Raw genomic sequence first — 26,218 nt, 5'->3', positions numbered from 1 at the left:
AATCCATTCAAAACAGTTAATTACCTATTTTCGCGCTGCCCGCGGGTGGCATTGTTGCGAAATTCGATATTCAACCTTTGGGTTGACGTTTTGCTGGCGAAAGCCTGATATAGCGCGATGCAGCACCAGCTTGACCTTGTCTTCGCGGCCTTGGCCGACCCCACACGGCGCGCCATTCTGGCGATGCTGCTGGAAGACGATATGGCCGTCACCGATGTGGCTGCGCCATTTTCGATGTCGCTGGCCGCGATTTCCAAACACTTGCAGACCTTGGCCGAGGCGGGGCTGATCTCGCAGGAAAAGCGCGGCCGCGTTAAATGGTGCAAGCTGGAACCAGATGCCATGCGCGCGGCCAGCATCTGGATTCAGGGCTTTGGCCTGTTCGAGGGGTTCGATCTGGACGCCTTCGAGGCCTTCCTCGGTCAGGAACTGGTAGACGATGCCTTGGATGCAGACTTCTTGGACGACGGCGACCCCGTCGGCACGGAGCATCCCTGATGCGACCATTCTTGCGCGGCAGCCTTCAGCATACGCAGAAACCCTTGCACCTTGGCAGAACGGTGCAGGTCCACGTGCGTGACCACCCATAGCGGGGCCACCCAATCATCTTGGGGCGGCATCACTTCGCGCAGGGTGGGGCGACTGGGCAGGAACCAACTAGGCACGAACCCGATGCCCGCGCCGGCGGTGACGGCATCATACATTTCAACCAGATCCAACGTGCGGTAGACCACCCGTTCGCGCGGGATGACGCCCGACAGCCAACGCATGTAGGGGGCACGGTAGTCTTCAGCGTCATGGCCGACAAAGCGGTGATTCACCAGATCAGCTTGGTCTTTCGGGGCACCAAATCGGTCGATATAGCTTTCCGCCGCGGCCAGCGACATGTTCTGCATCACCAGCGGCTGGATGACGTTGTCTGGCTCTTCGGGGATGGCGCCTGCGCGGATGGCGACATGGGCCTCGCCGTATTCCAGCCGGAACAGACGCTCGCCCGTCAGATGGCGGATGATGATGTCGGGGTGTTCGGCCTGAAACGCCATTAGAACGGGGATCAGCAGCTCGGTCATCCCCTGTAGCGAGGTGACGACCAATTCACCGGACAGCGCCTCGCGCTGGCCTTTGATGCGACTGAATAACTGGCTGAACTGGTCATCCGTCACCTGCGCAACCTGCAACAAATCTTGGCCCGCCTCGGTCGGGGTGTAGCCGCGCGCGTGGCGCTGGAACAGCTTGACCCCCAGCCGCGTTTCCAGCGCATCGATATGCCGGATAACGGTGGCATGGTGCACACCCAGCACCTCGGCCGCGCCCGAAACCGTGCCAAAGCGTGCCACCTGATAGGCCGTGCGGATTTCGTCCCAATCGTCCATCACTTGTCCCCAATCACTTATCACCTGCAGGCCGCAAGGGCGGCAGCGCCCCCGCTGGCCGAGCGGCGCGAAACCGCGCCAATGCATCGTCGTCTTCGGTCAGCGGCGCGCCCGCGTCGCGCCATTCCTGCACCAACATGGCGCGTTCGGCCCGCATCAAAGCAGCCGGATCACTGATGCGCGGCGCGCCTGCGCGCATGTGGTCCATCAAGCGGTGCGAATGCAGAACCGTCGGCGCCATATCCAGCGGCTCGATCGCGTCCAGTTCCGTCACGCGGCGCAAGTTAAATTCGGGCGGCAGCACGTAATAACGCAGGTCAGTGCGCCACAGCATATCTTTCAAAATGATCTGATCGCGCGGCACACCCGCCGCCTTGAACCGCTGGTGCCATTCCGCCAGAAAGGCCAACACCGCAGGCGTCCGCCGATACAGCAGCACGCCCGAGTTCAACTGCGAGAATGCGCGGGGGGTCTGCTCCTCCAACCCCTCGTTGACCAACGTGCCGTTGCGCCGCACTTCATGCGCGAGCGCCATGTCGAATTGCTGCAACAGGTCGAACACATCCCCCAGCGGGGCGACGACCAGCGTGTCGGCATCCAGAAACAGCGTATGATCAAACCGCGTTTTCTGCATATAAAGCAGCTTCGAGCGCGGCTCGGGGTTGTCCACCAGATGCACCTGATCGAATATCGCCAGCGCGGGGTCGCTCAGATCGTCGGTAAAGATGTCGATCTGCAGGTGCGGCTCGTGCGCGCGCAAACTGGTAGCCGAGGCGACCGCCAGATCCCGATACCCCGCCCCTGTTGCAACATAGATGACACCGCGCATTCGTATCCCCCCGCCATTTGCGCCCCATTGTGCAGCCCCCGCCCGCGCTGGCAAGGCCCTTAGGTTGACAGCGCAGCCTGTTTGACCTATTCGCAAGGCCATATCCGGAAGTTGTGTATCTTCCGGTCCCGTCCTAATTGCGGGATCGCCGTCCGTCAGCGCGTTGCGCCCACGGGCGCGTTTCCGCTTTGCCAACCGCCGCGCCTTGAAAGGGGAAGCCGCATGTTCGAGAATCTGTCCGAGCGCCTGTCCGGTGTCTTTGATCGGCTGACGAAACAGGGCGCCCTGTCCGAGGCCGACGTTGAAACCGCGCTGCGCGAAGTGCGCGTTGCCTTGCTCGAGGCCGACGTATCGCTGCCGGTCGTGCGCGATTTTGTCAAAGCCGTCAGCAAGAAAGCCGCCGGTCAAGCCGTCACCAAATCGATCACCCCCGGCCAGCAAGTCATCAAGATCGTCCATGACGAGCTGATCAAGACGCTGGCGGGCGAGACCGACCCCGGCGTTCTGAAAATCGACAATCCCCCTGCCCCGATCCTGATGGTCGGCCTGCAGGGCTCGGGTAAAACCACCAGCACTGCCAAACTTGCCCGTCGCTTGAAAGAGCGCGAGGGCAAGCGCGTCCTGATGGCGTCGCTGGACACGAACCGCCCTGCCGCGATGGAACAGCTGGCGATTCTCGGCACGCAGATCGGTGTCGATACGCTGCCGATCGTGAAGGGCGAAGACCCCGTTGCCATCGCCAAGCGCGCGAAAACCCAAGCCAGCCTTGGCGGCTATGACGTCTACATTCTTGATACCGCCGGCCGCCTGCACATCGATCAAGAGCTGATCGCGCAGGCTGCGGCTGTGCGCGATGTCGTCTCTCCACGTGAAACACTGCTGGTGGTCGACGGCCTGACTGGCCAAGACGCCGTCAATGTCGCGACCGAATTCGACGACAAGATCGGCGTGTCGGGCGTCATCCTGACCCGTATGGACGGCGACGGCCGTGGCGGTGCGGCGCTGTCGATGCGCGCGATCACCGGCAAGCCCATCCGCTTTATCGGCCAAGGCGAAAAGACCGACGCGTTGGAAGTGTTCGACGCCAACCGCATCGCAGGGCGCATTCTGGGCATGGGCGACATTGTCGCGCTGGTCGAGAAAGCCCAAGCTACATTCGAGGCCGAACAGGCCGAGCGGATGGTCAAGCGGTTCCAAAAAGGTCTGTTCAACATGAACGACCTGCGCAGCCAGCTTGAGCAGATGCTAAAGATGGGCGGCATGGAAGGCCTGATGTCGATGATGCCCGGCATGGGCAAGATGTCGAAACAGATGAACGACGCGGGCTTGGACGACCGCATGCTGCGCCGCCAGATCGCGATCATCGGCTCGATGACCAAGAAAGAACGCGCCAACCCAGACCTGCTGCAAGCCAGCCGGAAGCGCCGCATCGCGGCGGGTGCTGGTGTCGACGTGGCCGAGCTGAACAAACTGCTGAAGCAGCACCGCCAGATGGCGGATATGATGAAAAAGCTGGGCAAAATGGGCAAGGGCGGCATGCTTAAGCAAGCCATGGCCATGATGGGCAAAGGCGGTATGGACCCCACCAAAATGGGCGAGGCCGATATGGCCGCCGCACAAGACCAGCTGGCCAAAGGCCTTGGCCAAGGTTTCGGCCAGATGCCTGGCCTTGGTGGCCCCAAAGCGCTGCCCCCGGGCCTTGCAGGGCTGATGAAGAAGAAATGATGAACCTCGCCGACGATATCACGCTGGTGACGGACCGCCTTGTGCTGCGCAAACCGCAGGCACAAGACTGGCCGATCATGCGCGACTTCTACCAGACCGACCGCTCGGCCTGGGTCGGCGGCCCGAAATCCCCCGAAGCCAGCTGGCGCGGCTGGGCGGCCGATATTGGCCACTGGCAGATGCGCGGCTTTGGCGGCTGGGTTGCAACGCGCAAAGACACCGGCGCAGCCATTGGCCGTTTCGGCCCGTGGTATCCGATCGAATGGCCTGAAAAGGAAATCGGCTGGGTGCTGTGGGATGCAACGCTGGAGGGCCAAGGCTACGCCGCCGAGGCAGCCAAAGCGACCCTCGCCCATGCCTTCACCGTTTTGGGCTGGACCACCGCCGTCAGCTACATCGCGGCGACCAACACCCCCTCGGCCAACCTTGCCGAGCGGCTGGGTGCCGCGCTGGATGCGGACGCGCCGCGCCCGCAGCGCGACTTTGACGTGCTGGTCTATCGCCACAACCCCGCACAGGTGCTGGCATGATCCCGGCCCCGACATTGACCACCGAACGCCTGTCCCTTCGCCGTCCCGATGCGCGCGACTGGCCTGCGTTTCGCGACTTCATGCTATCCCCGCGCGCCAGCTTTTTCGGGATCGACACCGAAGCCAAAGCATTCCGCCAATTCGCGGCCGAGCTGGGGCATTGGGATATTTACGGCCACGGCATGTGGACGGTGACGCTGCAGGGAACAGACGCTGCCATCGGCCTTGTCGGCCCTTGGACGCCGCCCGATTGGCCTGAAAACGAGATTGGCTGGATGATCTACCCCGCCAGCGCCGAAGGCAAAGGTTATGCTTTCGAAGCCGCCCGTGCGGCCATCGCGCATGCTTATGGCGTGCTGCACTGGGATACGGTCGTCAGCTATGTTGCGCCCGACAACATCCGCTCGGCCAAATTGGCGGAAAAGCTGGGGGCCGTTATCGACGACAAGGCAGCGCCCCCGGCCAGCTGCAAGGGTTATCTGGTCTTCCGTCACCCACGCCCCCAAACCAAAGGAGGTGCAGCATGAGCAACGACGTTATCGCCCGCGCGGCCGAAGTCCTGCGCGAACACCGCGCCTCGATCGACCGGCTGGATGCCATTTTGGTATTCACCTTGGCCGAGCGCTTCAAACACACGCAATCGGTGGGCAAGCTCAAGGCTGAACACGCCCTGCCCCCCGCCGACCCCTCGCGGGAAGAACAGCAGATCGCCCGGCTGGAAAAGCTGGCGCTGGACGCTGACCTCGACCCCGAATTCGCCAAGAAATTCCTGGCCTTCATCATCCAGGAAGTCATCAAACACCACGAAACCCATCAATCCTGACGGGGTCCCCCGTCACTGCCATCTTCAAGGAGATTATCCCATGGCTATGAAAATTCGTCTCGCCCGCGGTGGTTCGAAAAAGCGCCCTCACTACGCAGTTGTCGCCGCTGACGCACGCATGCCGCGCGACGGCCGCTTCATCGAGAAGCTGGGCACCTACAACCCGCTGCTGGCCAAAGACAGCGAAGACCGCGTCAAGCTGAACGTCGAGCGCGTCCAGTACTGGCTGGGTCAAGGCACACAGGGGCCGACCGACCGCGTCGCACGTTTCCTGGAAGCTGCTGGCCTGGTCGCCAAGACCGAGCGTAACAACCCCAAGAAAGCCGTTCCCGGCAAGGCCGCGACCGACCGCGCTGCCAAGAAAGCTGCACGCGCAGCTGCACCGGCAGAAGAAGCTGCCGAATAATTCGGTACATGGGCGGGGTCTTCGGGCCCCGTCCGTCTTATGGGGGAACACATGTCTGATCTGGTCGTTGTCGGGCAAATCGCAGGCTCGTTCGGGGTGCACGGTGACGTGCGTCTGAAGTCTTTTTGCGCTGTTCCCGAAGATATCGCCGTCTACACCCCCCTGCACACCGACAGCGGACGTATTTTCCGCGTCGTGGTGATCACGGGGCAGACCTCGGGCGCGCTTGTCGCGCGGATCGAGGGGATCTCGACCAAAGAAGAGGCCGACGCCCTGCGCGGCCAAAACCTGTCGGCCGATCGCGCGCGCCTGCCGCATCTGCCTGACGACGAATTCTATCACGCCGACCTGATCGATCTGGCCGTGTTCGACACGGGCGGTGCCCCGCTGGGCAAGGTGAAGGCGGTGCTGAACCACGGCGCTGGCGACCTGTTGGAAGTGCAGCCCACCGGCAAACCCGCGACCGTCCTGCTGCCCTTCACCGTGGCCGTCGTGCCGACGGTCGACCTGAAACAAGGCCGCATCATCGCTGATCCGCCCGAAGGCCTGTTCTGATGGCGATTGCGCCCGAAAAGCCCGCGCGCGCAGCGGGGCGCAAGGCGATACGCCTGTCGGTGACCCCGTCGGACCTGCTGTCGGAAACACCTGATCTGGTGAATGTCTGGACGGCGCAGGTGATCACGCTGCTGCCGCAGGCCTTTCCCGGCATTTTGGGCGAAAGCCTGATTGGCCGCGCCCTGCAAGAAGGGCTGTGGCAGCTGCAGACCTATAACCTGCGCGATTTTGGCGATGGGCGTCACCTGAATGTGGATGACACCCCCGCTGGCGGCGGCGCCGGTATGGTGATCCGCCCCGATGTGATGGCCCGCGCCATTGGCGTCGCGCGCGCCCGCATCAGCCCGCGCGCGCCCATCATTTACCTGTCGCCGCGCGGACGCCGGATGGATCAGGCCCTGATGCGCGATCTGGCAGCGGGCGATGGCGTCACGCTGGTCTGCGGCCGGTTCGAGGGGTTGGACCAGCGCGCCATTGATGCTTTCGGCATGATCGAGGTCTCGCTGGGCGACTTTGTCATGACCGGCGGCGAGATCGCAGCGCAGGCCTTGATTGATTCCACCGTGCGCCTTATACCGCGCGTGCTTGGGAATCAGGCGTCGATCGAGAACGAGTCTTTCTCGGACGGTTTGCTTGAACATGACCAGTATACGAAACCCGCAACCTGGCAGGGGCGTGACATACCCGAAGTTCTTCTTTCGGGGCATCACGCCAAAATCGAAGCTTGGCGACGGGAACAAGCCGAAAGGCTAACAAAGGAACGGCGGGCTGACCTCTGGCGGGCTTGGTGTGCAGCGCACAACAGGGACCCGAATGAAGACCAAGAGCTCTCGGACGCGTGACACCTCGGTGGAACAACCACTGGCAAAATAGGAGGATCAGATGGATCTGATCGCACAACTGGAAGCGGAACAAATCGCCGCTCTGGGTAAAGAAATTCCCGACTTCAAAGCCGGCGACACCGTTCGCGTGGGCTTTAAGGTTACCGAAGGTTCGCGTTCGCGCGTTCAGAACTACGAAGGCGTCGTGATCAGCCGCAAGAACGGTTCGGGCATCGCCGGTTCGTTCACCGTGCGCAAAATCTCGTTCGGCGAAGGCGTCGAGCGCGTGTTCCCGCTGCACTCGACCAACATCGATTCGATCACCGTTGTTCGTCGTGGTAAGGTGCGTCGCGCCAAGCTGTACTACCTGCGCGATCGTCGCGGTAAGTCGGCTCGTATTACCGAGCAGACCAACTACAAAGCTAAAGCTGAAGCTTAAGGAGAGGCGAGATGAAAACGGATATCCATCCCGATTACCACTTCATCGACGTCAAGATGACCGATGGCACCATCGTCAAAATGCGCTCGACCTGGGGTAAAGACGGCGACACGCTCGCCCTCGATATCGACCCGCTGTCGCACCCCGCATGGACCGGTGGCGGCACCCGCCTGATGGACACTGGCGGCCGCGTGTCGAAGTTCAAGAACAAATACGCAGGTCTTGGTTTCTAAGATCGCAGCGCCGCCCCTCAGGGCGGCGTTTTGCATTTGCGGTCAGCTTGCGCGCGGCGCCCACAAAATCAGGGCCGCGCCGAACAGGCAGATCGCCCCGCCCAGCACATCCCACAGGTCGGGCCGGGTCTGTTCGGCCACCCACATCCACAGCAGCGACGCACAGATATAGACCCCGCCATAAACGGCGAAGGATCGCCCTGCCGTATCGGCGGGCGCATGGGTCAGCAGCCAGGCAAACAAAGCCAGCGCTACCATTCCCGGGGCCAACCACAGCGGGCTGCGATCCAGCCGCGCCCACATCCAAAATGTGAAACAGCCCACAATCTCGGCTAGCGCTGCGGCCAGATACAGGCCCAGAACAGGCAGCGTCATGCGACAAGCGGCGCGGATGCCGCCTTCAGAAAGGCCAATGCGTCGCGCGGGGCAATCCCCATGATCAGCCCGCGCTGGCCTGCGTTGATGTAAATCGTATCGCCCCCCATGGCCGTATCCTCGAATGCGACGGGGATTGGGCGCATCTGGCCAAAGGGGCCGATGCCGCCGACATGGTAGCCCGAAATTTTCTCGGCCTTCGGCACGGCCATCATCTCGGCGTGCTTGGCGCCAAATGCTGCGGCTGCGCGCTTCATCGACAAGGTGTGCGCGACGGGGATGGCCACGCAAGCGGGCTTGCCGTCCACCTCGATCATCAGGGTCTTCAGCATGATGTCAGGGGACAGACCCAAAGCCTCGGCCGCCGCAACACCCGTATGTTCAGCGCGGGGATCATAGGTGTAGGGATGCAAGGTAAAGGCGATGCCCGCCTTGGCCAAAGCGATTGTGCCGCGTGTCGATGCCATGATCTACGCCCTCCTGTCCGGCAGAATTAGCGGCCGCGCGGGCAAATAAAAAGGGGGCCGAGGCCCCCTTTCCGTCATGCGGCCGATTTCGCGCCTTGCGGGCGGCGGCGGCGTTGCGGCTGCCCTTGCGGGCGACCTTCGCCTTGGGGCTTGCCCCCACCGCTTTTGAACGGGCGACGGCCGCCGTTGTTCTTCTTGGCACCGCCATCGTTCGGCACTTCCCACGGCGCACCCGATGCGACGGGGATCGAGATCTTCATCACCTTCTGGATGTCGCGCAGATCGCCCATCTCGTCCGGTGCGCAGAAGGCCACGGCTTGGCCATCTTTGCCCGCACGCGCGGTGCGGCCGATGCGGTGGACATAGTTGTCCGGCACGTTCGGCAGCTCGTAGTTATAAACATAACGCACGTCCGGAATATCCAGACCGCGCGCGGCCACGTCGGTGGCAACCAGAACGCGCAGCGTGCCCGCGCGGAAGTCGCGCAAGGCACGGTCACGTTGGCCTTGGCTCTTGTTGCCGTGGATTGCGGCGACCGCATAGCCTGCGTTTTCCAGCTGCTTGGCCAGCTTTTCCATACCGTGCTTGGTGCGGCCAAAGACCAGCGCCAGCTCGTCACGATGCTTGTCCAGCAGCTCGATCAGCAGGTCGGTCTTGGCGCGGCTGGCCACGAAGTGCACCGATTGGGTGATCTTGGTGGCAGCTTGCCCCGGCGGGTTCACTTGCACGCGCACAGGGTTCGTTAGGAACGACGCGGCAAGTTCTTCCATCTGCTTGGGCATAGTGGCCGAGAACAGCATGGTCTGGCGGCTGGCAGGCAGCAGCGGCGCAATGCGGCGCAGCGCGTGGATGAACCCCAGATCGAGCATCTGGTCAGCCTCGTCCAGCACCAGGAATTCGGTCTGCGACAGGTCGATCGCCTTGCGGTCCAGCAGGTCGATCAGGCGGCCGGGGGTGGCGACCAGAATGGCCGTGCCACGTTCCATCCGCTGGATCTGCCCGCCAATGCCGGCGCCGCCCGTGACGACAACCGTCTTCAGGTGCGAATCCTTGGTGTAGGCGGCCAGATTTTCCGCGATCTGCTTGGCCAGCTCGCGCGTCGGGGCCAGCACGAGCGCACGGGCGCCCTTGGCTTGGGCGCGGCGCGAATCCTTGATCAACGCATCGATCATGGGCAGGCCGAATGCTGCAGTTTTACCGGTGCCGGTCTGGGCCAGGCCCAGCACGTCGCGGCCGTTCATCGCATGCGGAATCGCCTGCGCCTGAATCGGGGTCGGGGCGGTAATGCCCAGTTCAGCCAAAGCTTTTGTGAGTCTGGGCGACAAGCCCAGCATATCGAAATCCATCGAAATTCTTTCATAGGGCCGCAAACGTGCGGCAGGTCAGGGTGCAGGCCGCACCCCGCCACACAAGGACAGGTCACGACCACTTCGGGCATGCGCGGCATCTAGCTGCGCGTCCCCCCGCGTGAAGATGGGAACTGTGCCCGGCCGATTGCGCCAAAGGGGCGCGCTGCTCACGCGGCAGACGGGTCGGGTTACGTGTCAGATGCGCGTGATCGGTGTAAAAGTCAAGGGCGGGCCAATGCGTTGCATCGTCGCGCCACCTGACGGATTTGCGCCGATGGCACCTTCCGTTTGGCGCGGCGCCGTCGCATAACCGCCGCAACGGGGCCGGTTCGGCCGCAGAAACGATACGGGAAAATCGCGGATGGCGCATATCATCGTCGTGGGCAATGAAAAGGGGGGCGCGGGGAAATCCACCGTCTCGATGCATGTGGCGACGGCGCTGGCGCGGATGGGGCACCGTATTGGTGTGATGGATTTGGACCTGCGGCAAAAAAGCCTTGGCCGCTACATTGAAAACCGCACCGATTTCATGGAGGCCGAGGGCCTGCAGCTGCCCACCCCGATCTATGTCGAGCTTCCGTCCATGGACCCGCAGCAGGCGGACGATGCCGAACTTGACCGGCTGTTTTCCGAAGCCGTCGCCGCGCTGGAGCCTGTGTCGGATTTCATCTTGATCGACTGCCCCGGCTCGCACACGCGGCTGGCGCAACTGGCCCATTCGCTGGCCGATACGCTCGTCACCCCCCTGAACGACAGCTTCATCGACTTCGATCTGCTGGCGCGCATCGACAGTGATGGCGAAAAGATCATCGGCCCTTCGGTCTATTCGGAAATGGTATGGGCGGCCCGCCAACGCCGCGCCACAGCAGGCCTGACGCCACTGGATTGGGTCGTATTGCGCAACCGCGTCGGCGCGCAGAACATGAACAACAAGCAAAAGATGGAAAGCGCCGTCGACCGCCTATCCAAACGCATCGGCTTTCGCACATCGCCCGGCTTTTCCGAGCGGGTGATTTTTCGCGAACTATTCCCGCGCGGCCTGACGCTGCTGGACCTGCGCGATATTGGCGGCGGCAGCCTCAGCATCTCGAACCTGTCCGCGCGGCAAGAGCTGCGCGAACTGATCAAGACGCTGAACCTGCCGGGCGTGACACCCGACTTTTAGGTACTGCGCTAAGCCTCGGGTAAAAGCGCAGCAGGCTGAGGGGTTAGCGCCGCCAGAAAATCGGCGCACCAAACGAATACGTCTGTCTCCTGCAGCGCCGCGAACGCGCGGGAATAAAGCTGCTGGCGCCGCTCCAACGGCATCGAGACGGCCTGCGCGATAGCGTTGGCGATCGCCTCGGAATCATAGGGGTTCACAAGCAACGCCCCGCCCTCCATCGTTTGGGCGGCCCCCGCGAAACGCGACAAGATCAGAACGCCGGGGTCCGCAGGATCTTGGGCGGCGACGTATTCCTTGGCCACCAGATTCATCCCGTCGCGCAGCGGTGTCACCAGCGCCGCATGGGCCATGCGGTAGACACCCGCCAGAACGTGTTGCCCGAAGGCACGGTTCATATAGCGCATCGGTGTCCAATCCAGACGCCCCATTTGCCCCGCCAATCGGCCCGCTAGTTCAGCGACCTCACGTTGCAGGGCGTCGTACTCGGCCACGCCCTCGCGGCTGGTCGGGGTGATCTGCAGGTAGCTGACCTTGCCGATCCATGCCGGATTGTTTTCTAGAAAATGGCGATACCCCTCGATCCGTTGGGGGATGCCTTTGGTGTAGTCCAGACGGTCGACCCCCACCAGCAGCTGCTGATCGCCCAGCGACTGCTGGAACTTGCGCATCGCGGGGTTGCGCATGGCGTTTTGCGCGGTGCGGGAAAACGCGCTGACATCGATGCCAATCGGAAAGTCGCGTACGACAAAGCGGCGGTCGGGCGTGGCGAATGTGTCGGGCACGCCCGCGACAGGCTGCGCCACGCGGCTGCGACGCAGGCATAGGGCGAAGTTTTCCGCATCGTGCTCGGTTTGAAACCCGACCAAGTCATACGCGGTCATCGACTGCAGCAAGCGCTCGGCCACGGGCAGCGTCAGATAGACATCCGGCGCAGGCCACGGGATGTGCAGAAAGAACCCGATCTGATTGGTGATCCCCATCTGCCGCAACTCGGCTGCCAGCGGAATCATGTGGTAGTCGTGAATCCAGATTACATCGTCAGGGCGCAGCAGCGGGGCCAGCCGTTCGGCGAACAGGCGGTTCACGCGGAAATATCCCGCTGCATCGCGGCGCGCGTAATCGGTCAGATCAATACGGTAATGACACAGCGGCCAAAGCACACTGTTGGCAAATCCTTGATAATATTCGGATAAATCCCGTTCAGACAGATCGGTCAGGGCGTAGGTGATTGCCTCTTCCTGCCGGATGGACAGGGGGCCGGGGTCGCGCGTGCCCGACGATTTGCCGGACCAGCCCATCCAGATACCCCCACGTTCGCGCAGCGCGGCTTGCACCGCAACGGCAAGGCCACCTGCGGCAGGACGATCAGGGTTGGGAACGCGGTTCGAGACGACAACAAGGCGGCTCATTCCTGTGCCGCCTGCGGTGCGCAAGGCAGAATGTGGCGGCGGCTCATGGGGTCAAGCTCCTTATCCAGTGGCGAAAAGCGGCGGCGTTCGGCAGGCCCATCGCGGCGGCACTTCCGGCCAAATCGGCGCGCGCGCCGACGCGCAGGCCAAAGCCGCCCAAATCGCGCGCCGCTTTGAACATAGCCTCGTCGGTAACATCATCGCCTGCGGCAAACGGCCGCCGCCCCAGAAACGGGGCAAGCGTCATCAAATGGCGCAGGGCGTCGCCCTTGTCCTGCCGTGCGGGGGCCAGTTCGACAACAAACTTGCCAGGGCGCAGTTTATAATCCGCGCCTGCAAGCTGCTGGGCACGGGTCATCACGGCATGCACATCTTTGGCGGCAGCGGGCGCTTGGCGGTAGTGCAGCGCAAAAGCATCGCCTTTATCTTCAAATAGCACTCCATTTTGCGCTGCCGCCCGCGCCAAACGCGCCCCAGCCACAAAGCCAGCGGGCCGCGCGGCGATAGCGGGCGCGCCCTGCCCCTGCAGGCGCAGTTGCGCCCCGTGCAAACCTGCAACTGTAAAACTATGGCCGGCGAAAAGCTGGTCAACGAAACTGACCGCGCGCCCGGTGACGATGGCAAGCGCCCCGCCGGATGCGGCCTCTAGCGTTGTCAGCACGTGCTGCAGGTCATCGGCGGGGCGGACGGCATCGGGTGCTTCGGCCAGATCCAACAGGGTCCCGTCTAAATCCAGAAAAAACGCCCAGTCGGCAGGGTGCGGCGCGACGCTTGCAGATGCGTCGATGGCCCCGTTGGACACGTCAAACGCGTGCGGCACAGGGGAAGGGCCCGTGAGCTTGGCTGGCAATTCGCTACCGTCAGCCGCTGCGGCCGTTTGTCGGTTGTCTATGCTCATGCCATAGACATATCACTATTTCTCGATTTTTCAACGCGATGGGGGCAACTGGTTGCCCCACAGGCGGTGAATGGCCGATCGCGAAATTACGGAACCGTGATAAAAGTACACCTTTCCAGCGACTTCCGCGCAACACGGCCGAAATCCTGACTGGAACTGTCGGTAAAAGACAGAGGTGTACAGATTGTCGCAGGATAGCCATTCTGGTCGCCGCGATGACGTGCTAATATCACATCACTTCGCAACAGGCTGCGGCACCACCGCAAGCCGTAAAGCTAGGGGTATTGGCGCAATGCCAGCAGCCGAATCACATGCCCTATCCGCTAACCAGACGCCCCACACAAACGGGACGCCCACGGTTTCGGACTGTGGACTTTCTAACATGTGGGCCGCCCCTGACGCAATACACGAAATAGCCGTTCGGACATATCGCTGTCAAAAATCTGCGCTTCATGCGCCGAAGAATTCCCTTTGGGCCGGCACCCCATGCAAAACCTTTCGCGCCGATCGCCTGTGCCCCGCTGGGCCAGCCCTCAGTGCCCGGACCAATTGGGCCGGACATGCGCATAACCAAACGGTAACCCACTGAGAAAAGGAAGGTACCATGTTCGAGCTATCGATCAACGGTCAGAACGTCAGCGTTGACGTTGACGACGACACCCCGCTGCTGTGGGTGATCCGTGAAGAGCTGGGCATGACCGGCACCAAATTCGGCTGCGGCATCGGCATGTGCGGCGCGTGCACCGTGCATATCGACGGTGTTGCTCGCCGGTCGTGCGTGACGACTGTCGCACAGGCCGCTGGTGTCAAGATCACCACGATCGAAGGTCTGTCCGAAGATGACAGCCACCCCGTGCAAGAGGCTTGGCGCAGCTTGCGCGTGCCGCAGTGTGGCTATTGCCAGTCGGGTCAGATCATGCAGGCTGCATCGCTGCTGGCCGGCAACCCGAACCCGACCGATCAAGAAATCGATCAGGCCATGACCGGCAACCTGTGCCGCTGCATGACCTATGTCCGCATCCGCCAAGCCGTCCGCGAAGCCGTGACGGCCATCAACGAGGGGGCTGTTCAAAATGGCTGACATCAAAACCCAAGCTGGCGGCCTGCGTCGCCTTGGCATCGGCAAGGCCAACAGCCTTGACCTGACCCGCCGTGGCTTTCTGATCTCGGCCGGTCTGGCTGGTGCAGCCTTCGGGTTCCCGCGCTCGGGCCTCGCCGCGATGGATCCGGCGACTGCAGATGGTGTGCCGGTTGCCCCCACTGGTTCGCGCTTTGACCCGACCATCTGGTACTGGATCGACGCGTCGAACAAGGTCAACGTCCACATCAAGCAGGCCGAAATGGGCCAGCACGTCGGCACCGCGATCGCGCGTATTCTGGCGGACGAGCTGGGCGCGAACTGGGAAGACGTCAGCATCGAGCACGTCGATACCGACCCCAAGTGGGGCTTCATGATGACCGGCGGTAGCTGGTCCGTGTCGCAAAGCTGGCCGATCTATCGTCAGGCCGGCGCTGCTGGCCGTGTCGCCTTGGCTGAAAAGGCCGCCGCGCTGTGGAATGTCGATGTTGCGACCGTCACCGTCGCCAACGGCACCGTCACCTCGGGTGATCACACCGCCACGTTTGGTGAACTGGTCGCCGACGGCATCGACCGCACCTTTACCGAGGACGAGCTGGCCGCCCTGCCCCTGAAAGACCTGTCCGAGCTGACGCTGGTCGGCAAGGACGTCGAGGCGCTGGACATTGCCACCAAGGTCAACGGCAAGGCCATCTACGGCATCGACGCCAAGATCGACGGTATGGTTTACGGCGCCCCGCTGATTCCGCCGACCCGCTATGGTTCGGTCATCACCGAGATCGACGACAGCGAAGCCAAATCGATCCGCGGCTATCAACAAACGCTGAAGCTGGAAGACCCCTCGGGGATCGCACCGGGCTTTGCCGTGGTCATCGCAGATTCGCTGTGGGCCGCTAAAAAGGCTGCCAAGGTCATCAAAGTCACCTGGACCCCCGGCTTTGGTGCCGATCTGGGCGAGGATGACTTCCAAGCCGAAAACGCCCGCCTGATCGCCGACCCCAAATCCGGCAGCACGCTGGACGTGGGCGACAATGATGTCGACCCGATCTTCGCCAGCGCCGACAGCGTGCTGGAACAGACCTACACCACCGCCACCGTTCTGCACTTCCAAATGGAGCCTCTGAACGCGCTGGCCTTCCGCAACGACGACGGCATCTGGGAAGTCCACACCGGCAACCAGGCGCAATCGCTGACGATCCCGTGGCTCCAGACCGCTTTGGGTGTGGGCGACGGCGAGGTCATCATGCGCAGCTATATGCTGGGCGGCGGCTTTGGTCGTCGTCTGTCGGGCGACTATGCCGTGCCCGCCGCGCTGGCATCGCAAATGCTGGACGGCCGTCCGGTCAAGCTGATCTTCTCGCGCGAGGATGACGTGGCATTCGACGGCCCGCGTTCGCCGTCGACATCGCAGTTCCGCATGGCGTTTGACGCCGACAAAAAGGTGCTGGCGATGGACACGGCCTGCGCATCGGGCTGGCCGACCAAAGCGAACATGCCGCTCGGCTTGGCCAAGGGCACGAATGACGAGCCTTACGACCCCTTCGCGGTCGACGGGGCCGACCATTGGTACGAAACCGGCGGCCAGCGTCTGCGCGCGATTTCGAACGATCTGGCAGTGCAGACCTTCCGTCCGGGTTGGTTGCGGTCGGTTGCGCCGGGCTGGACGAACTTCGGCGTGGAGAGCTTCATGGACGAAGCCGCCCACCACGCAGGCGTTGACCCGCTGCAGTTCCGCCTTGACCATCTGACAGCCGAGGGCCGCAACGCAGGCAGCACGCCGCTGGACAAGGGCGGCGCGGCGCGCCAAGCCGCCGTGCTCAAGCGCGTGGCCGAGATTTCGGGTTACGGCAATGCCGTGCTGCCCGAAGGGTCCTCGATGGGGATCGCCACCACGTTCGGCCAGTCGCGCAGCATGCCGACTTGGGTTGCCGCTGTCGTGCAGATCGCGGTCGACAAAGAATGGGGCGAAATCAAGGTCGAAAAGATCTGGATGGTCGTTGACTGCGGCGTCGTGGTCGACCCTGATGGCGCCCATGCCCAGCTGCAAGGCGGCGCCCTGTGGGGCGTGTCGATGGCGCTGTTCGAAGGCACCGCCTTCGAAAACGGGTCCGTGCGTGACCGCAACCTGGCCACTTACACACCGCTGCGCCTGATGGACACCCCGCCGGAAATCAACATCGAACTGGTCGAAAGCACCGAGGCCCCCGTGGGCCTGGGCGAGCCGGGCGTGACCGTGATTGCCCCCGCAATCGCCAACGCCCTGTTCAACGGCACCGGCATCCGCATGCGCCACCTGCCGATGACGGCAGATGACGTGCTTGCCGCGCTGGAGGCCTGATCATGGCAAACGGCATGGCCGGTTTCAGCTGCGAATGGCCGGGGGTTCCGACGGAATCCCACGCCACCGGCACGGCCATGCCCGCAACACCAGCCATGGCGGCTCACCCCGCCATGGCCGACCCGTGGGAAGCCGCCCTGCAATTTGGCGAAGGCACGGTCATCGCCCTGCTGACCAAGACCGAAGGGGCTGCCTACCGCAATATCGGCACCGCCATGGCGATCGCCCCCGACGGGCGCTTTGCCGGTGCCATTACATCCGGCTGTATCGAGGCTGATCTGGTGCTGCGCGCCGCAGATCAACGCCTTGCGAACGCCCCCACGCTGCTGCGGTATGGGGAAGGCTCGCCATTTTTCGACTTGCGCTTGCCGTGCGGGGGTGCCGCCGAAATCACGCTATTCACTCTGCACGATATGCCTGTACTGCAGTCGTTGTCACAGGCCCGCGCGGCCCGTCAGCCGACAGCGCTGCTGCTGTCGCCCGATGGCCGGCTGTCGCTGACAGATCATGCACAAACCGGCTTTGGCCCGAACGGGTTTTTGACCGGCTTTTTGCCCCCCCTGCGTTTCGTCATTTTCGGGGCAGGACCCGAGGCACTTGTTTTCGCCAGCCTTGTCAACAGCATGGGCTATGGTCAAACCCTGCTGTCGCATGCCGATAACACGCTGGACATCGCGGCAGCCACGGGCCTTAATGCACAGCCCTTGGGCCGGATGGCTGACATCGCGCGGCTGGGCATTGATGCACACACCGCCGCGCTGCTGTTCTATCACGACCACGATTACGAGCCTGAAATCCTGCAAGCGCTGCTGCAAACCCCCGCGTTCTACATCGGGGCGCAGGGCAGCCGGAACACGCAGCGCAACCGCCTTGCGCGACTTTCGCTGGACGGTGTGGCCGATACTCAACTGGCGCGCATCCACGGCCCGATCGGGTTGATCCATTCGACCCGCGACCCGCAGGCGCTTGCCATCTCGGTCATGGCCGAGGTGATGCAGTATGATGCCGCAACCGTCTGACATCACGCTGGGTGTTGTGCTGGCGGCGGGCCTGTCGCGCCGGTTCGGGCCCGATAACAAACTGACCTATCCGTGGCAGGGACGCCCCATGTTGGGCTGGCCACTGGCGGCCTTGCACGGCGCGACGCTAGACCACCGCGCCGCCGTGGTGTCGGACCCTGCGGTCGCAGCCCTTGTGCCGCCGTCGTTCCAAACGATCACCTTGCCGACAGGGCTCCCGATGGCGTCATCGTTCGCGGCGGCGGTCGACCATGCCGTCGCAATCGGCGCGGCGCGGCTGTTGGTATGTTTGGGCGATATGCCCGGCATCGACACGCCCGTGCTGCAATCCCTGCTTGCGATGGGGGGCAGCGCCGCATGTGTGCATGACGGCGCGCGGATGCCGCCGATGGTGCTGGACGCGGCCGATTTCGCCGCCGCCCGCGCGGGGGCCAAGGGCGACCGTGGGGCACGGGCGTTTTTGCAAAGCCTCGCGCCCAGCCAACTGCTGCCGCTGAACGATACCGCCGCGCGCGATGTCGACACACCCCCCTAAGGCAGCCAAGGCCGCAAAGCGCGACCCGCCCATGCGCCCAGCAGGCAGAACAGCAGAAAGACCCAGCCTGATAGTGCCCCCGCCATCGTGCCCGACAGCAGCACCCCCACCGTGCAGCCCAGCGCGATCATCGCGCCAAAACCCAGCAAAACACCACCTGCCAGAAAGCGCGGCAAACTGGCGACACGCGGCCAGACGGGGCGGAATTGCCCTGCCAGCTGCGCGGCCACAGCGGCCCCCAACACCAGCCCGACCACAAAGACCCCGTTGCGCGAGGCCAGCGTTTCCTTGACCACCGCAATGCACCCCCGCAGCGTGTCCAGCGCCAGCAACCGCTGCGGCACCCATCCGCTGTCGGTTGCAAAGGTGCGCGCAAGCGACCCGATCTCGGCCGTTACGCCCAACGGCGCGACGCGCAGGTAAGCCAGAATACCGATCAGCCCCACAAGCACGCCCGCCAAAACCGGCGGCCAGCGCACGGAGAATATGGCCTGAACCGGCGTTACAGGTGCAACGGACGGCTGAGGGCGGGCAAAGCGCAGCACCACAAAGGCCAACACTGCAAAGCCCGCCAGCGCGACAGCCAAGGCTCCGCCGTGCCCGAGCAGTGCAGGCAGCCATACCACCTGCCCCGCGCCGACCGCCATATACAGCGGGTTCCACAGCAAAAACCCTAAAATGAACCCTGCACCCACACCCAATAAAACCAGCACCGACCCGACGCTTCCCTCGCCCAAGCGATACAGGTGCGCACTAATGCACGACCCGCTTATCGCCATGCCGACACCAAAGCAGAACGCGCCCAGCGCCAACGGCACACCAACCGGCCCGATGAACGCATCGGGCGGCAAGCGCCCTGCGAACGGGTCAGGCACCCAGCCGTGCAGCACCGCCGCATAGGCCACAGTTCCGGTGGCCAGCGCCGTCAGAATGGACAGCAGGCCCCGCGCGTCACCCTCGCTCAGGTAGTCGTTGAAGTTGCACCAAAAGCAAAACCGCGCGCGCTGAAACACCACGCCCAGCGCGACGCCCAACAGCATCGACAAGGGCAAAGGCCGGTTCAGCGCATCGCGCGCAGGAATCGCCCATAGCAATGCGACGATCACCACGGCCAAACCCGCCGCAACCCAAAAGTTGCGACGGGCGGGCCTGACATCAACAGCCAGCGACATCTGCGATTACAGACCCGTCCAGATCGTGCCCGCCGGGTTCGTCACAGGCACGGCCACAGCGTTGCCGTATTCTGTCCAAGACCCGTCGTAATTCTGCACATCATACCCCAAGATCTTGCTGAGGGCGAACCACGTGTGGCTCGACCGCTCGCCAATGCGGCAATAAGTGATGATCGGCTGCGACCCGTCGACCCCCGCCGCAGCATAGATCTCGCGCAGCTCGTCTGCCGACTTAAATCGGCCGTCGTCGGCAACGGCGCTACCCCACGGCACGTTGACGGCCCCCGTCACGTGGCCCGCACGGATTGCAGTTTCCTGAAAGCCCTCGGGTGCGATCACGGTACCGCTGTATTCATTGGCCGAGCGGATATCGACGATCGCATGCGTTGCGTCATTTGAGGCCGCCACAACCTCGGGCAGGAAGGCCCGCAAGTCGGCATTCGCGGCGGCCAGCGTGACATTGCCCTGCGCGGGGTCGGGCACGACGCTGTCCAGCGGGCGCCCCTCGGCCTCCCACGCGACGCGGCCGCCGTCCAGCAGTCGCACATCCTGTAGCCCGTAGACATCGAACACCCATGCGCCCCATGCCGCGAACCAGTTGTTCGTATCGCCGTAAAGGATGATCGTGGTGTCATCATTCACGCCCGCGGCTTGTAGGCGGGCCTGCAGGTCGGACTGGCTGGCGATGTCGCGCTGGACGGGATCGACGAGATCCGTGTGCCAGACAAAATTCACCGCGCCCGGAATATGGCCGCGCTCGTAAACGCCGGGGTTCACGCTGACCTCGATCAGGGCGATGTCAGGGTTACCGAGGTTTTCCTCGAGCCACGCGGTGGTGACCAAAGGCTCGGCTGCGGTGCTGGCGGTGGCAAAGAAAATGGCGGCGAAGGCCATGCTGATCGGCTTGAAATACATCTGTCGTCCCCTGCTGCATACATATGTGATTGCGCAGAAGGATGACGTAGCACCGTATTTTCGCAAGAAAACAGGTTCACCTGATTTCGCGGCCAGACAGCAACGGCACTACTGCCGCTGGGTCAGCTTGTAGGGAAAAGGCCTTCGACGCAGCGAATCACCCCCTCTGACACCCATCGCGCCGGAGGAGATGGCATTAGCGCGCATACAGCCGGTCGAGCCGCAGGAACTTGTTCAGAACGAACAGCGCGATCAGCGTCAGCAGCATGGTCATTGCCGAAACTGCATGGATCGTCGGCTCGAGCATGAAGGTCGAGTCGGCATAGATCCGCACCGGCAAGGTCGTCATCCGCGCAGTCGTCAAGAAGCTGGTGACGGTCACCTCGCCAAAGCTGGTCAGGAACGCCATGATCGACGCCGCCGCGATTCCGGGGGCCAAGCCGGGCAGGATGATGCGGAAGAAGCGCTGCACCGCATTCGCGCCAAGGCTTGCGGCCGCTTCCTCTTGGCTGCGGTCCAGTTGCATGACCGATGCTACCAGCAGGCTGATGCAGAACGGAATCACGATCACCACATGCACGGCCAACAGCCCCAAAAACGGCGGCAAGCGGAAGAAGATGCTAAGAAGTTGCAGCATCCCCACCCCGATGGCCACCCCCGGCAGCGACAGCGGCAACGCCCAGAACACCGCCAGCCCCGAGATCCCCGGAAAGCGGAACCGCACCAGCGCAAAAGCGGCAGGGATCGAAACTGCCAGCGCCACCAGCGTCGACCCAATGGCCAAGCGGACCGAGTTCAGGAAGGCGGCCGTGTAATTGCCGTTTTCCAGCACCAGCTGGTACCATTTCAGCGTAAAGCCCATGAACTTGGCCGACGAAGCTTGCGGCACATCGTTGAAGCTTTGCATCACCACCAGATACAGCGGCAACAGCAGCAGCAAGATTGCCGCCGCCAACAGCACTTTGGACAAGATCGGCCCGACGACATCCATCGTGCGCACCAGTGCGATGGGCAGCGCAGGCAACGTTGCCGCCGCGCGGCCTTGGCCGCCGGCATTATTCACCCAAGGCGTCAGGCGGCGAAAGACCAGCAGAACCACGCCCGAAAAGCCAAGGCTGGCCAGAGTCATCACCAACGTCAGCGCTGCCGCGACGGGGTAGTTCAGGTTCACGATCGCCTCGCGGTAGACCAGCATGCCGCTGGTCAGCACACGCCCGCCGCCCAGAATCGTCGCCGATACATAAGCGGTCGAGGCCATCAGGAAGACCACGACGATCCCCGCGCGCAGCCCCGGCAGCGCCATCGGGAAACGCACCGTCCAAAAGACCATGCTGGGCGATGCGCCCAAGCTCTCGGCCGCTTCGTGCACGCGCGGCGACGTGCCCTGCAGCACATCATACAGCGCCAAGACGACATAGGGCATAAAAACCTGCGCCAAGGCCACACAGACCGCGCCGTAGTTATACAGCATCCCCCGGAACGGGCCGATGCCGAACCAGCCCAGAACACCGTTTAAAATACCGTCGGGGGCCAGCAGCAGCACAATGCCCAGTGACCGCACCACAACGTTGGTCAGCAGCGGGATCAGGATGACGACGAAAGCCAACGCCCGCCACCGCGCAGGCACCGAAACCAGCCACAACGCCAGCGGATAGCCCAGCAGCACCGAAACAACCGTGACCCCGCCCGCAAGCAGCAGCGTTTCCAGCACGACCTTGAGGTAGAAGAAATCCCCCAGAACCGTCGCATATTGCGCCGCGCTGGGGGTGCGGAACAGCGGCCCGAACGGGTCCGAATAGCCGTGCAGCGACAGCAGCATCACAACCGCCATCGGCACCGCAAAGGCCGCGATCAAAACCAAAGTGACCGGGGTTGCCAACCCCCGGCCGATATTGCGCTGCGAAATCACCCTGCGATTTCCCGCGTGAAGCGGCTGGACCATTCGGACTGCTTCGACGCGATATGTTCCCAGTCGAAGCTGACCAACCGCTCCATTTGTTCGGGGGTGAGGATTTTATCCTTCAGGTCATCGGGGATGACGACGTTGTTCACGGTGGGCGAGTAATAGGTCTGGCGCATGTAGGCCTGCATGCAGGGCTCGGACAGGTGCAGGTTGATCCATTCCTCGGCCAGAACCTGATTTTGGGTGCCGGTAGTGATGCACGCCACGTTCATCGCCGCGCAGATCCCCTCGGTCGGGTCTGCGATGGTGATGCCCGGCAGCGTGCTATCCTTGGCGATATTGGCCAGCGACCCGAATTCGACCGTGATGTCGGCGATATCCTGTTCGAACATCTGCCACGCGTTTTCGGCCGAGGTTTGCACCGCAGCGAAAGGCTTCAGTTCCTTCAGCTTGTCGAAGCCGACATCGATGTTGAATTCATCGCCGCCATAGGTTTTGGCCAGCATCAGCAACGCTGCCATGCCTTCCATCCCCGGCACTTGCGGCACGGCGAAGCGGCCCTTCCATTCATCGTTGAACAGATCCTTCCACGACGTGATCGGGGCCGAGGCTTTGTCGGTTTTGTAGATGATCGTCGCGGGGTTGAAGGCGACGCCGTAGCCGCCCATTTTTGCCAGTGGGTACAGGTATTGCGCGTTTTCAACCGCGTCCGTCGGTGCTTGTGTCACGCCATCGGTCACCGCCTGGCGCGATTCGTAGATGTTCAGATAGATGACATCAAAGCTGGGGCGGCCGCGTTCGGCATAGGCGCGCGCGCGACGCTCGCCCGTGCCGCCCAGCACGTAGCTGACCTTGCAACCGTATTTCTCGACCAGCGCGGGTTCGACGAATTCGCGCACGATGCGCTCTTGCGCGCCGCCCCAAATACCGACGATCAGCTCGTCCCCCGGTTTGGGCTGGGCGATTGCGCTGCGTACAAAGCTGAACGGGGCTGCGACACCCGTACCCAGAACCAGCTTTCCGAAAGTCCGTCTTTTCATCAGTGTCATAGCCATATCCCTGTTGGTTTTTTTGTTTTTCAGATGAACGTAATGCTGCCCGGCAGGGCGTGCACGCGGCAGGCGCTGCCGACGGGCGGCACCGGCTGGTCGGAAGGTGTCAGCAGCCGCACGCGGCCAGACGGGGTGGTCACATCGGTCTCGACCGCATCACCCAAATAGGCCGAGGACACGACCGTCCCCGCGAAAACCTCGGGGCCGGCGTCGGGCGAAAAGCGCAGGCGGGCGGCGCGCAGCACGGCGCGGGTGGCCCCAGCAGGCGCGCCGTCCCAGCGAAAACCCGGCGCGGTGAAAACGCCTTCATGAGTCTCGCCCGTGATGACGGCGCGTTCGCCCAAAAAGGATGCCGTGAATTCATGCGTCGGGTGATCGCACAAGGTGCGCGGGTCGCCGACTTCGACAATCTTGCCCGCACTCATCACCACGACGCGGTCGGACATGGCCAAGGCTTCAGCCTGATCGTGCGTCACGAAAACGGTGGTGATCGACAGACGCTGCTGCAGGGCGCGGATTTCCGACCGCATCTCGCCGCGCAGATGCGCGTCCAAATTCGAAAGCGGCTCGTCCAACAACAGCACCGAAGGCTCGATCACCAGCGCGCGGGCCAAGGCAACACGCTGTTGCTGCCCGCCCGATAGCTGGCCCGGATAGCGGTCAACGAACTTACCCAACCCCACCAGTTCGGCGGCGGCGCGGGCACGTTCCAACCGCTCGGCCTTGGGGACGGCGCGCATCGACAGACCAAAGGCGACATTGCCCAGCACGGTCAGATGCGGAAACAACGCGTAGGATTGGAACACGACGCCGATGTTGCGCCGATGCGGGGCCAGCCCCGTCACGTCCTTGCCGTCGATCACCACCTCGCCCGAGGTCGGCTGCACGAACCCCGCAATCATGCGCAGCGTGGTGGTCTTGCCACAACCCGATGGACCAAGCAGCGAGACCAGCTCGCCCTTGTCGATGTTCAGCGAAATATCCTGCGCGGCCAGCGCATTGCCGTAATGGGCGTTAAGGTGCTGCAGGCGAAGGAAGTCTCGGCTCATGTCGGGCTAACCTGATAATCTGCGGCCTGTGACAGCCGGTCTATGGGGAAGTCCGCTGTCTCGCGGATCAGTTGCACCAAACGCGCTGCGGCGCGGTCGATCAGGATTTCGCCCCGCTGTGCATCGGCCGCGGCGGCGTTGCCGCTGACGCCCGAAGGGTGCAGATCTTCCGCCATCCAGCCAAACAGGCCCGGGCGCAAAATTTCGGCCTCGCCCGCCATTTGCTGCGACAGTTGGCGGAAATCGGCGGCGCGGGACATATCGACCAATTCGGGGTGCAGGGCCAGCATGGCGCTGGTTTCAATTTCGCCGCCGTGGTAGCCGTGCAGTTCTTCCTCGGGGGTGAACAGCCCCTCCATGGACGTGATGCGGAACCATGTTGCTGCAACCGCCAGCATCCCCAGCTTGGCCCGCAGATCACGGACGACGATCTCACTCAGCTGCACCTGCCCGCCGTGCGAATTGAACAAGATGATCCGCCGACACCCCGTGCGCCGCACACATTCGCCCATCTCGAACCAGATTTTCGCCACAAGGTCCCACGACAGGGTCAGCGTGCCGGGGTAGGACAAATGTTCGGTCGATTTCCCGACGGGGATCATGGGCAGAACATAGACCGGCAAGGCGGGGTCGATCTGGTCCAAGGCGCGCGCCACGATGCCCGCATTAATCATCGCATCGACACCGACGGGCAGATGCGGGCCGTGTTGTTCGACCGTCGCGATTGGCAGCACGGCCACGGCCTGCGTCATATCGCGGCCGGCGAATGCGGCTGTCGAAAGGGTCCACCACAGATCAGCCATTGCGCTTTTCCTGTTCATTCACATCAAACTCGCACATCAAGACCAACGCAAATCAACATAAAACAACTTGATTTGCGCCTTGTGCGCTCCACCCAGCCTTACGAAGGGGAAAGTTTGCCCAAAATTGCACCAAATGCGATTTATTGCGGCATCACGGGATGGCGCAGCACTTCGCCCAGCAGATCGACGAATCCATCGACGTGGTTCTGGGCGATGGCCTGCCCTTTCTCTGCTGTGCCGAGGCTGGCATTCCCGATGGCGCCCGACGGGTGCACATCGCTGGAAATCCACGCCCATGCATGGGTTCCGGTCGGGCGCAGGTAGGTGTAGTCGGCTTCCTCTTGCGCGGCGACGGATGTGAAGTTGCCCGCTTTGGACATATCGACCAGTTCGGGGCGGAAATGCAGCACAAGTGCGGTCTCGACCTCGCCGCCGTGAATGCCCTGCCGCGCTTCCTCGGCCGAGATCAGCCCCGCAGGCGCGCCAAACCGAGACCAGCTTGTTTTCACAACGAAAAGTCCGCATTTTACACGCAACTCGCGCGCGACAATGCCCATGATTTCCTCGTTCCCGCCGTGAGAGTTTACGATCACCAGCTTGCGAATACCCGTGCGCGCCACGCTCTCGCCGATTTCGACCCATGAATCGATCAGCGTCTTGGCCGCATGCGTGACGGTGCCCTTGGCCCACAGATGTTCGTTCGATTTGCCGACGGGCTGCACGGGGAGGATGCGAATATCCAGATCTGCGGGCGCGACTTTGGCCAGCAATTCTAGATGGCCGGTATTGATAATGACATCGGTGCCCACCGGCAGATGGGGGCCGTGCTGCTCGACGGCCGCGATGGGCAAAATGGCGATGGTCTTCATCGGATCTACGGTGTCGAAATCGGCGGCGGTGAAGTCATTCCACCAAATTTTGCGGGCCATACTGCATTCTCCTTTGCAAACACTCAAA

At 62.9% G+C, this 26,218-nt stretch carries 29 protein-coding genes; 15 read left to right on the top strand and 14 right to left on the bottom strand.

Annotated elements, in window-relative coordinates:
- Positions 1-117 precede the first annotated feature (117 nt).
- Positions 118-498 (top strand): ArsR/SmtB family transcription factor, encoded by a 381-nt coding sequence (locus BVG79_RS00535; RefSeq protein ID WP_085785182.1) that lies wholly within the window; start codon positions 118-120, stop codon positions 496-498.
- Here the strand turns inward: BVG79_RS00535 and BVG79_RS00530 are convergent.
- Both BVG79_RS00530 and BVG79_RS00525 read right to left on the bottom strand, forming a co-directional pair.
- Positions 423-1,373, bottom strand: a complete 951-nt coding sequence (locus BVG79_RS00530; protein WP_085785181.1) for a LysR family transcriptional regulator — start codon at positions 1,371-1,373, stop codon at positions 423-425. The two genes, BVG79_RS00535 and BVG79_RS00530, sit on opposite strands and share 76 nt — an antisense overlap.
- Positions 1,374-1,386: 13 nt before the next feature.
- Complete coding sequence (locus BVG79_RS00525; protein ID WP_198167861.1) at positions 1,387-2,202, bottom strand: glycosyltransferase family protein; 816 nt, start codon at positions 2,200-2,202, stop codon at positions 1,387-1,389.
- Between the two features lie 222 nt (positions 2,203-2,424).
- On the opposite strand from BVG79_RS00525, the gene ffh reads away from it, so the two are divergent.
- Genes ffh through rpmE form a run of 9 tightly spaced genes read left to right on the top strand, consistent with a single transcriptional unit; the run spans position 2,425 to position 7,734 of the window.
- Complete coding sequence (ffh, locus tag BVG79_RS00520) at positions 2,425-3,927, top strand: signal recognition particle protein (RefSeq protein WP_085785180.1); 1,503 nt, start codon at positions 2,425-2,427, stop codon at positions 3,925-3,927.
- Positions 3,924-4,457: a GNAT family N-acetyltransferase gene (locus BVG79_RS00515; protein WP_236951379.1), complete on the top strand. Its 534-nt coding sequence runs from the start codon at positions 3,924-3,926 to the stop codon at positions 4,455-4,457. The genes ffh and BVG79_RS00515 overlap by 4 nt, the downstream gene beginning before the upstream one ends.
- Positions 4,454-4,984: a GNAT family N-acetyltransferase gene (locus BVG79_RS00510; RefSeq protein WP_085785179.1), complete on the top strand. Its 531-nt coding sequence runs from the start codon at positions 4,454-4,456 to the stop codon at positions 4,982-4,984. The genes BVG79_RS00515 and BVG79_RS00510 overlap by 4 nt, the downstream gene beginning before the upstream one ends.
- A complete protein-coding gene (locus tag BVG79_RS00505) occupies positions 4,981-5,280 on the top strand; it encodes a chorismate mutase (RefSeq protein WP_085785178.1) in 300 nt (99 codons plus the stop codon). The genes BVG79_RS00510 and BVG79_RS00505 overlap by 4 nt, the downstream gene beginning before the upstream one ends.
- A gap of 40 nt (positions 5,281-5,320) precedes the next feature.
- Positions 5,321-5,686 (top strand): 30S ribosomal protein S16, encoded by a 366-nt coding sequence (gene rpsP, locus BVG79_RS00500; RefSeq protein WP_085785177.1) that lies wholly within the window; start codon positions 5,321-5,323, stop codon positions 5,684-5,686.
- Between the two features lie 51 nt (positions 5,687-5,737).
- The gene (rimM, locus tag BVG79_RS00495) at positions 5,738-6,241 is read left to right on the top strand and encodes a ribosome maturation factor RimM (protein WP_085787157.1); all 504 of its coding nucleotides are present in this window, start codon (positions 5,738-5,740) and stop codon (positions 6,239-6,241) included.
- The gene (gene trmD, locus BVG79_RS00490; protein WP_085785176.1) at positions 6,241-7,083 is read left to right on the top strand and encodes a tRNA (guanosine(37)-N1)-methyltransferase TrmD; all 843 of its coding nucleotides are present in this window, start codon (positions 6,241-6,243) and stop codon (positions 7,081-7,083) included. Before rimM ends, trmD begins: the two co-directional genes overlap by 1 nt.
- 40 nt (positions 7,084-7,123) lie before the next feature.
- Positions 7,124-7,501, top strand: coding sequence for a 50S ribosomal protein L19 (gene rplS / locus BVG79_RS00485; protein WP_085785175.1), 378 nt, complete (start codon positions 7,124-7,126; stop codon positions 7,499-7,501).
- An 11-nt stretch (positions 7,502-7,512) separates the two neighbouring features.
- A complete protein-coding gene (gene rpmE / locus BVG79_RS00480; protein WP_085785174.1) occupies positions 7,513-7,734 on the top strand; it encodes a 50S ribosomal protein L31 in 222 nt (73 codons plus the stop codon).
- Between the two features lie 42 nt (positions 7,735-7,776).
- On the opposite strand, the gene BVG79_RS00475 is transcribed toward rpmE, so the two are convergent.
- From BVG79_RS00475 to BVG79_RS00465, 3 genes are all read right to left on the bottom strand, one after another.
- The gene (locus BVG79_RS00475) at positions 7,777-8,109 is read right to left on the bottom strand and encodes a YnfA family protein (protein ID WP_198167860.1); all 333 of its coding nucleotides are present in this window, start codon (positions 8,107-8,109) and stop codon (positions 7,777-7,779) included.
- Positions 8,106-8,576 carry a YbaK/EbsC family protein gene (locus tag BVG79_RS00470; protein WP_085785173.1) on the bottom strand — a complete coding sequence of 157 codons (471 nt, stop codon included), beginning with the start codon at positions 8,574-8,576 and terminating at the stop codon, positions 8,106-8,108. Before BVG79_RS00470 ends, BVG79_RS00475 begins: the two co-directional genes overlap by 4 nt.
- 74 nt (positions 8,577-8,650) lie before the next feature.
- Positions 8,651-9,922, bottom strand: coding sequence for a DEAD/DEAH box helicase (locus tag BVG79_RS00465; RefSeq protein WP_085785172.1), 1,272 nt, complete (start codon positions 9,920-9,922; stop codon positions 8,651-8,653).
- 364 nt (positions 9,923-10,286) lie between these two features.
- Here BVG79_RS00465 and BVG79_RS00455 point away from each other — a divergent pair, with 364 nt between their 5' ends.
- A complete protein-coding gene (locus tag BVG79_RS00455) occupies positions 10,287-11,090 on the top strand; it encodes a division plane positioning ATPase MipZ (protein WP_085785170.1) in 804 nt (267 codons plus the stop codon).
- An 8-nt stretch (positions 11,091-11,098) separates the two neighbouring features.
- On the opposite strand, the gene otsA is transcribed toward BVG79_RS00455, so the two are convergent.
- Both otsA and otsB read right to left on the bottom strand, forming a co-directional pair.
- The gene (gene otsA, locus BVG79_RS00450) at positions 11,099-12,499 is read right to left on the bottom strand and encodes an alpha,alpha-trehalose-phosphate synthase (UDP-forming) (protein WP_085785169.1); all 1,401 of its coding nucleotides are present in this window, start codon (positions 12,497-12,499) and stop codon (positions 11,099-11,101) included.
- 43 nt (positions 12,500-12,542) lie between these two features.
- On the bottom strand, positions 12,543-13,397 hold the full coding sequence (gene otsB / locus BVG79_RS00445; protein ID WP_085785168.1) for a trehalose-phosphatase: 855 nt from the start codon (positions 13,395-13,397) through the stop codon (positions 12,543-12,545).
- A gap of 604 nt (positions 13,398-14,001) precedes the next feature.
- Here otsB and BVG79_RS00440 point away from each other — a divergent pair.
- Genes BVG79_RS00440 through BVG79_RS00425 form a run of 4 tightly spaced genes read left to right on the top strand, consistent with a single transcriptional unit; the run spans position 14,002 to position 18,367 of the window.
- Positions 14,002-14,478, top strand: a complete 477-nt coding sequence (locus BVG79_RS00440; RefSeq protein ID WP_085785167.1) for a (2Fe-2S)-binding protein — start codon at positions 14,002-14,004, stop codon at positions 14,476-14,478.
- Entirely contained in the window at positions 14,471-16,813 is a 2,343-nt protein-coding gene (locus tag BVG79_RS00435; protein ID WP_085785166.1) for a xanthine dehydrogenase family protein molybdopterin-binding subunit, read from the top strand. The genes BVG79_RS00440 and BVG79_RS00435 overlap by 8 nt, the downstream gene beginning before the upstream one ends.
- A gap of 2 nt (positions 16,814-16,815) precedes the next feature.
- Positions 16,816-17,832 carry an XdhC family protein gene (locus tag BVG79_RS00430; protein ID WP_085785165.1) on the top strand — a complete coding sequence of 339 codons (1,017 nt, stop codon included), beginning with the start codon at positions 16,816-16,818 and terminating at the stop codon, positions 17,830-17,832.
- Complete coding sequence (locus BVG79_RS00425) at positions 17,813-18,367, top strand: NTP transferase domain-containing protein (RefSeq protein WP_085785164.1); 555 nt, start codon at positions 17,813-17,815, stop codon at positions 18,365-18,367. Before BVG79_RS00430 ends, BVG79_RS00425 begins: the two co-directional genes overlap by 20 nt.
- Here BVG79_RS00425 and BVG79_RS00420 read toward each other — a convergent pair.
- From BVG79_RS00420 to BVG79_RS00390, 7 genes are all read right to left on the bottom strand, one after another.
- Positions 18,364-19,539 (bottom strand): YeeE/YedE family protein, encoded by a 1,176-nt coding sequence (locus BVG79_RS00420; protein ID WP_085785163.1) that lies wholly within the window; start codon positions 19,537-19,539, stop codon positions 18,364-18,366. The genes BVG79_RS00425 and BVG79_RS00420 overlap by 4 nt on opposite strands.
- Before the next feature lie 6 nt (positions 19,540-19,545).
- The gene (locus tag BVG79_RS00415) at positions 19,546-20,454 is read right to left on the bottom strand and encodes a sulfurtransferase (RefSeq protein WP_085785162.1); all 909 of its coding nucleotides are present in this window, start codon (positions 20,452-20,454) and stop codon (positions 19,546-19,548) included.
- A 196-nt stretch (positions 20,455-20,650) separates the two neighbouring features.
- Positions 20,651-22,396 (bottom strand): ABC transporter permease subunit, encoded by a 1,746-nt coding sequence (locus BVG79_RS00410; protein ID WP_236951378.1) that lies wholly within the window; start codon positions 22,394-22,396, stop codon positions 20,651-20,653.
- Positions 22,360-23,406 (bottom strand): ABC transporter substrate-binding protein, encoded by a 1,047-nt coding sequence (locus BVG79_RS00405; protein ID WP_085785160.1) that lies wholly within the window; start codon positions 23,404-23,406, stop codon positions 22,360-22,362. The genes BVG79_RS00410 and BVG79_RS00405 overlap by 37 nt, the downstream gene beginning before the upstream one ends.
- Before the next feature lie 29 nt (positions 23,407-23,435).
- Positions 23,436-24,458 carry an ABC transporter ATP-binding protein gene (locus BVG79_RS00400; protein WP_085785159.1) on the bottom strand — a complete coding sequence of 341 codons (1,023 nt, stop codon included), beginning with the start codon at positions 24,456-24,458 and terminating at the stop codon, positions 23,436-23,438.
- Positions 24,455-25,261 (bottom strand): creatininase family protein, encoded by an 807-nt coding sequence (locus tag BVG79_RS00395; RefSeq protein WP_085785158.1) that lies wholly within the window; start codon positions 25,259-25,261, stop codon positions 24,455-24,457. The genes BVG79_RS00400 and BVG79_RS00395 overlap by 4 nt, the downstream gene beginning before the upstream one ends.
- Positions 25,262-25,401: 140 nt before the next feature.
- Complete coding sequence (locus BVG79_RS00390; protein ID WP_085785157.1) at positions 25,402-26,190, bottom strand: creatininase family protein; 789 nt, start codon at positions 26,188-26,190, stop codon at positions 25,402-25,404.
- Positions 26,191-26,218 lie beyond the last annotated feature (28 nt).

The sequence above is a fragment of the Ketogulonicigenium robustum genome, assembly GCF_002117445.1.
GTDB classification, from domain to species: Bacteria; Pseudomonadota; Alphaproteobacteria; order Rhodobacterales; family Rhodobacteraceae; genus Ketogulonicigenium; species Ketogulonicigenium robustum.
Note: the sequence above shows the minus strand (reverse complement) of the source record. Positions and strands in the feature narration are given on the sequence as shown.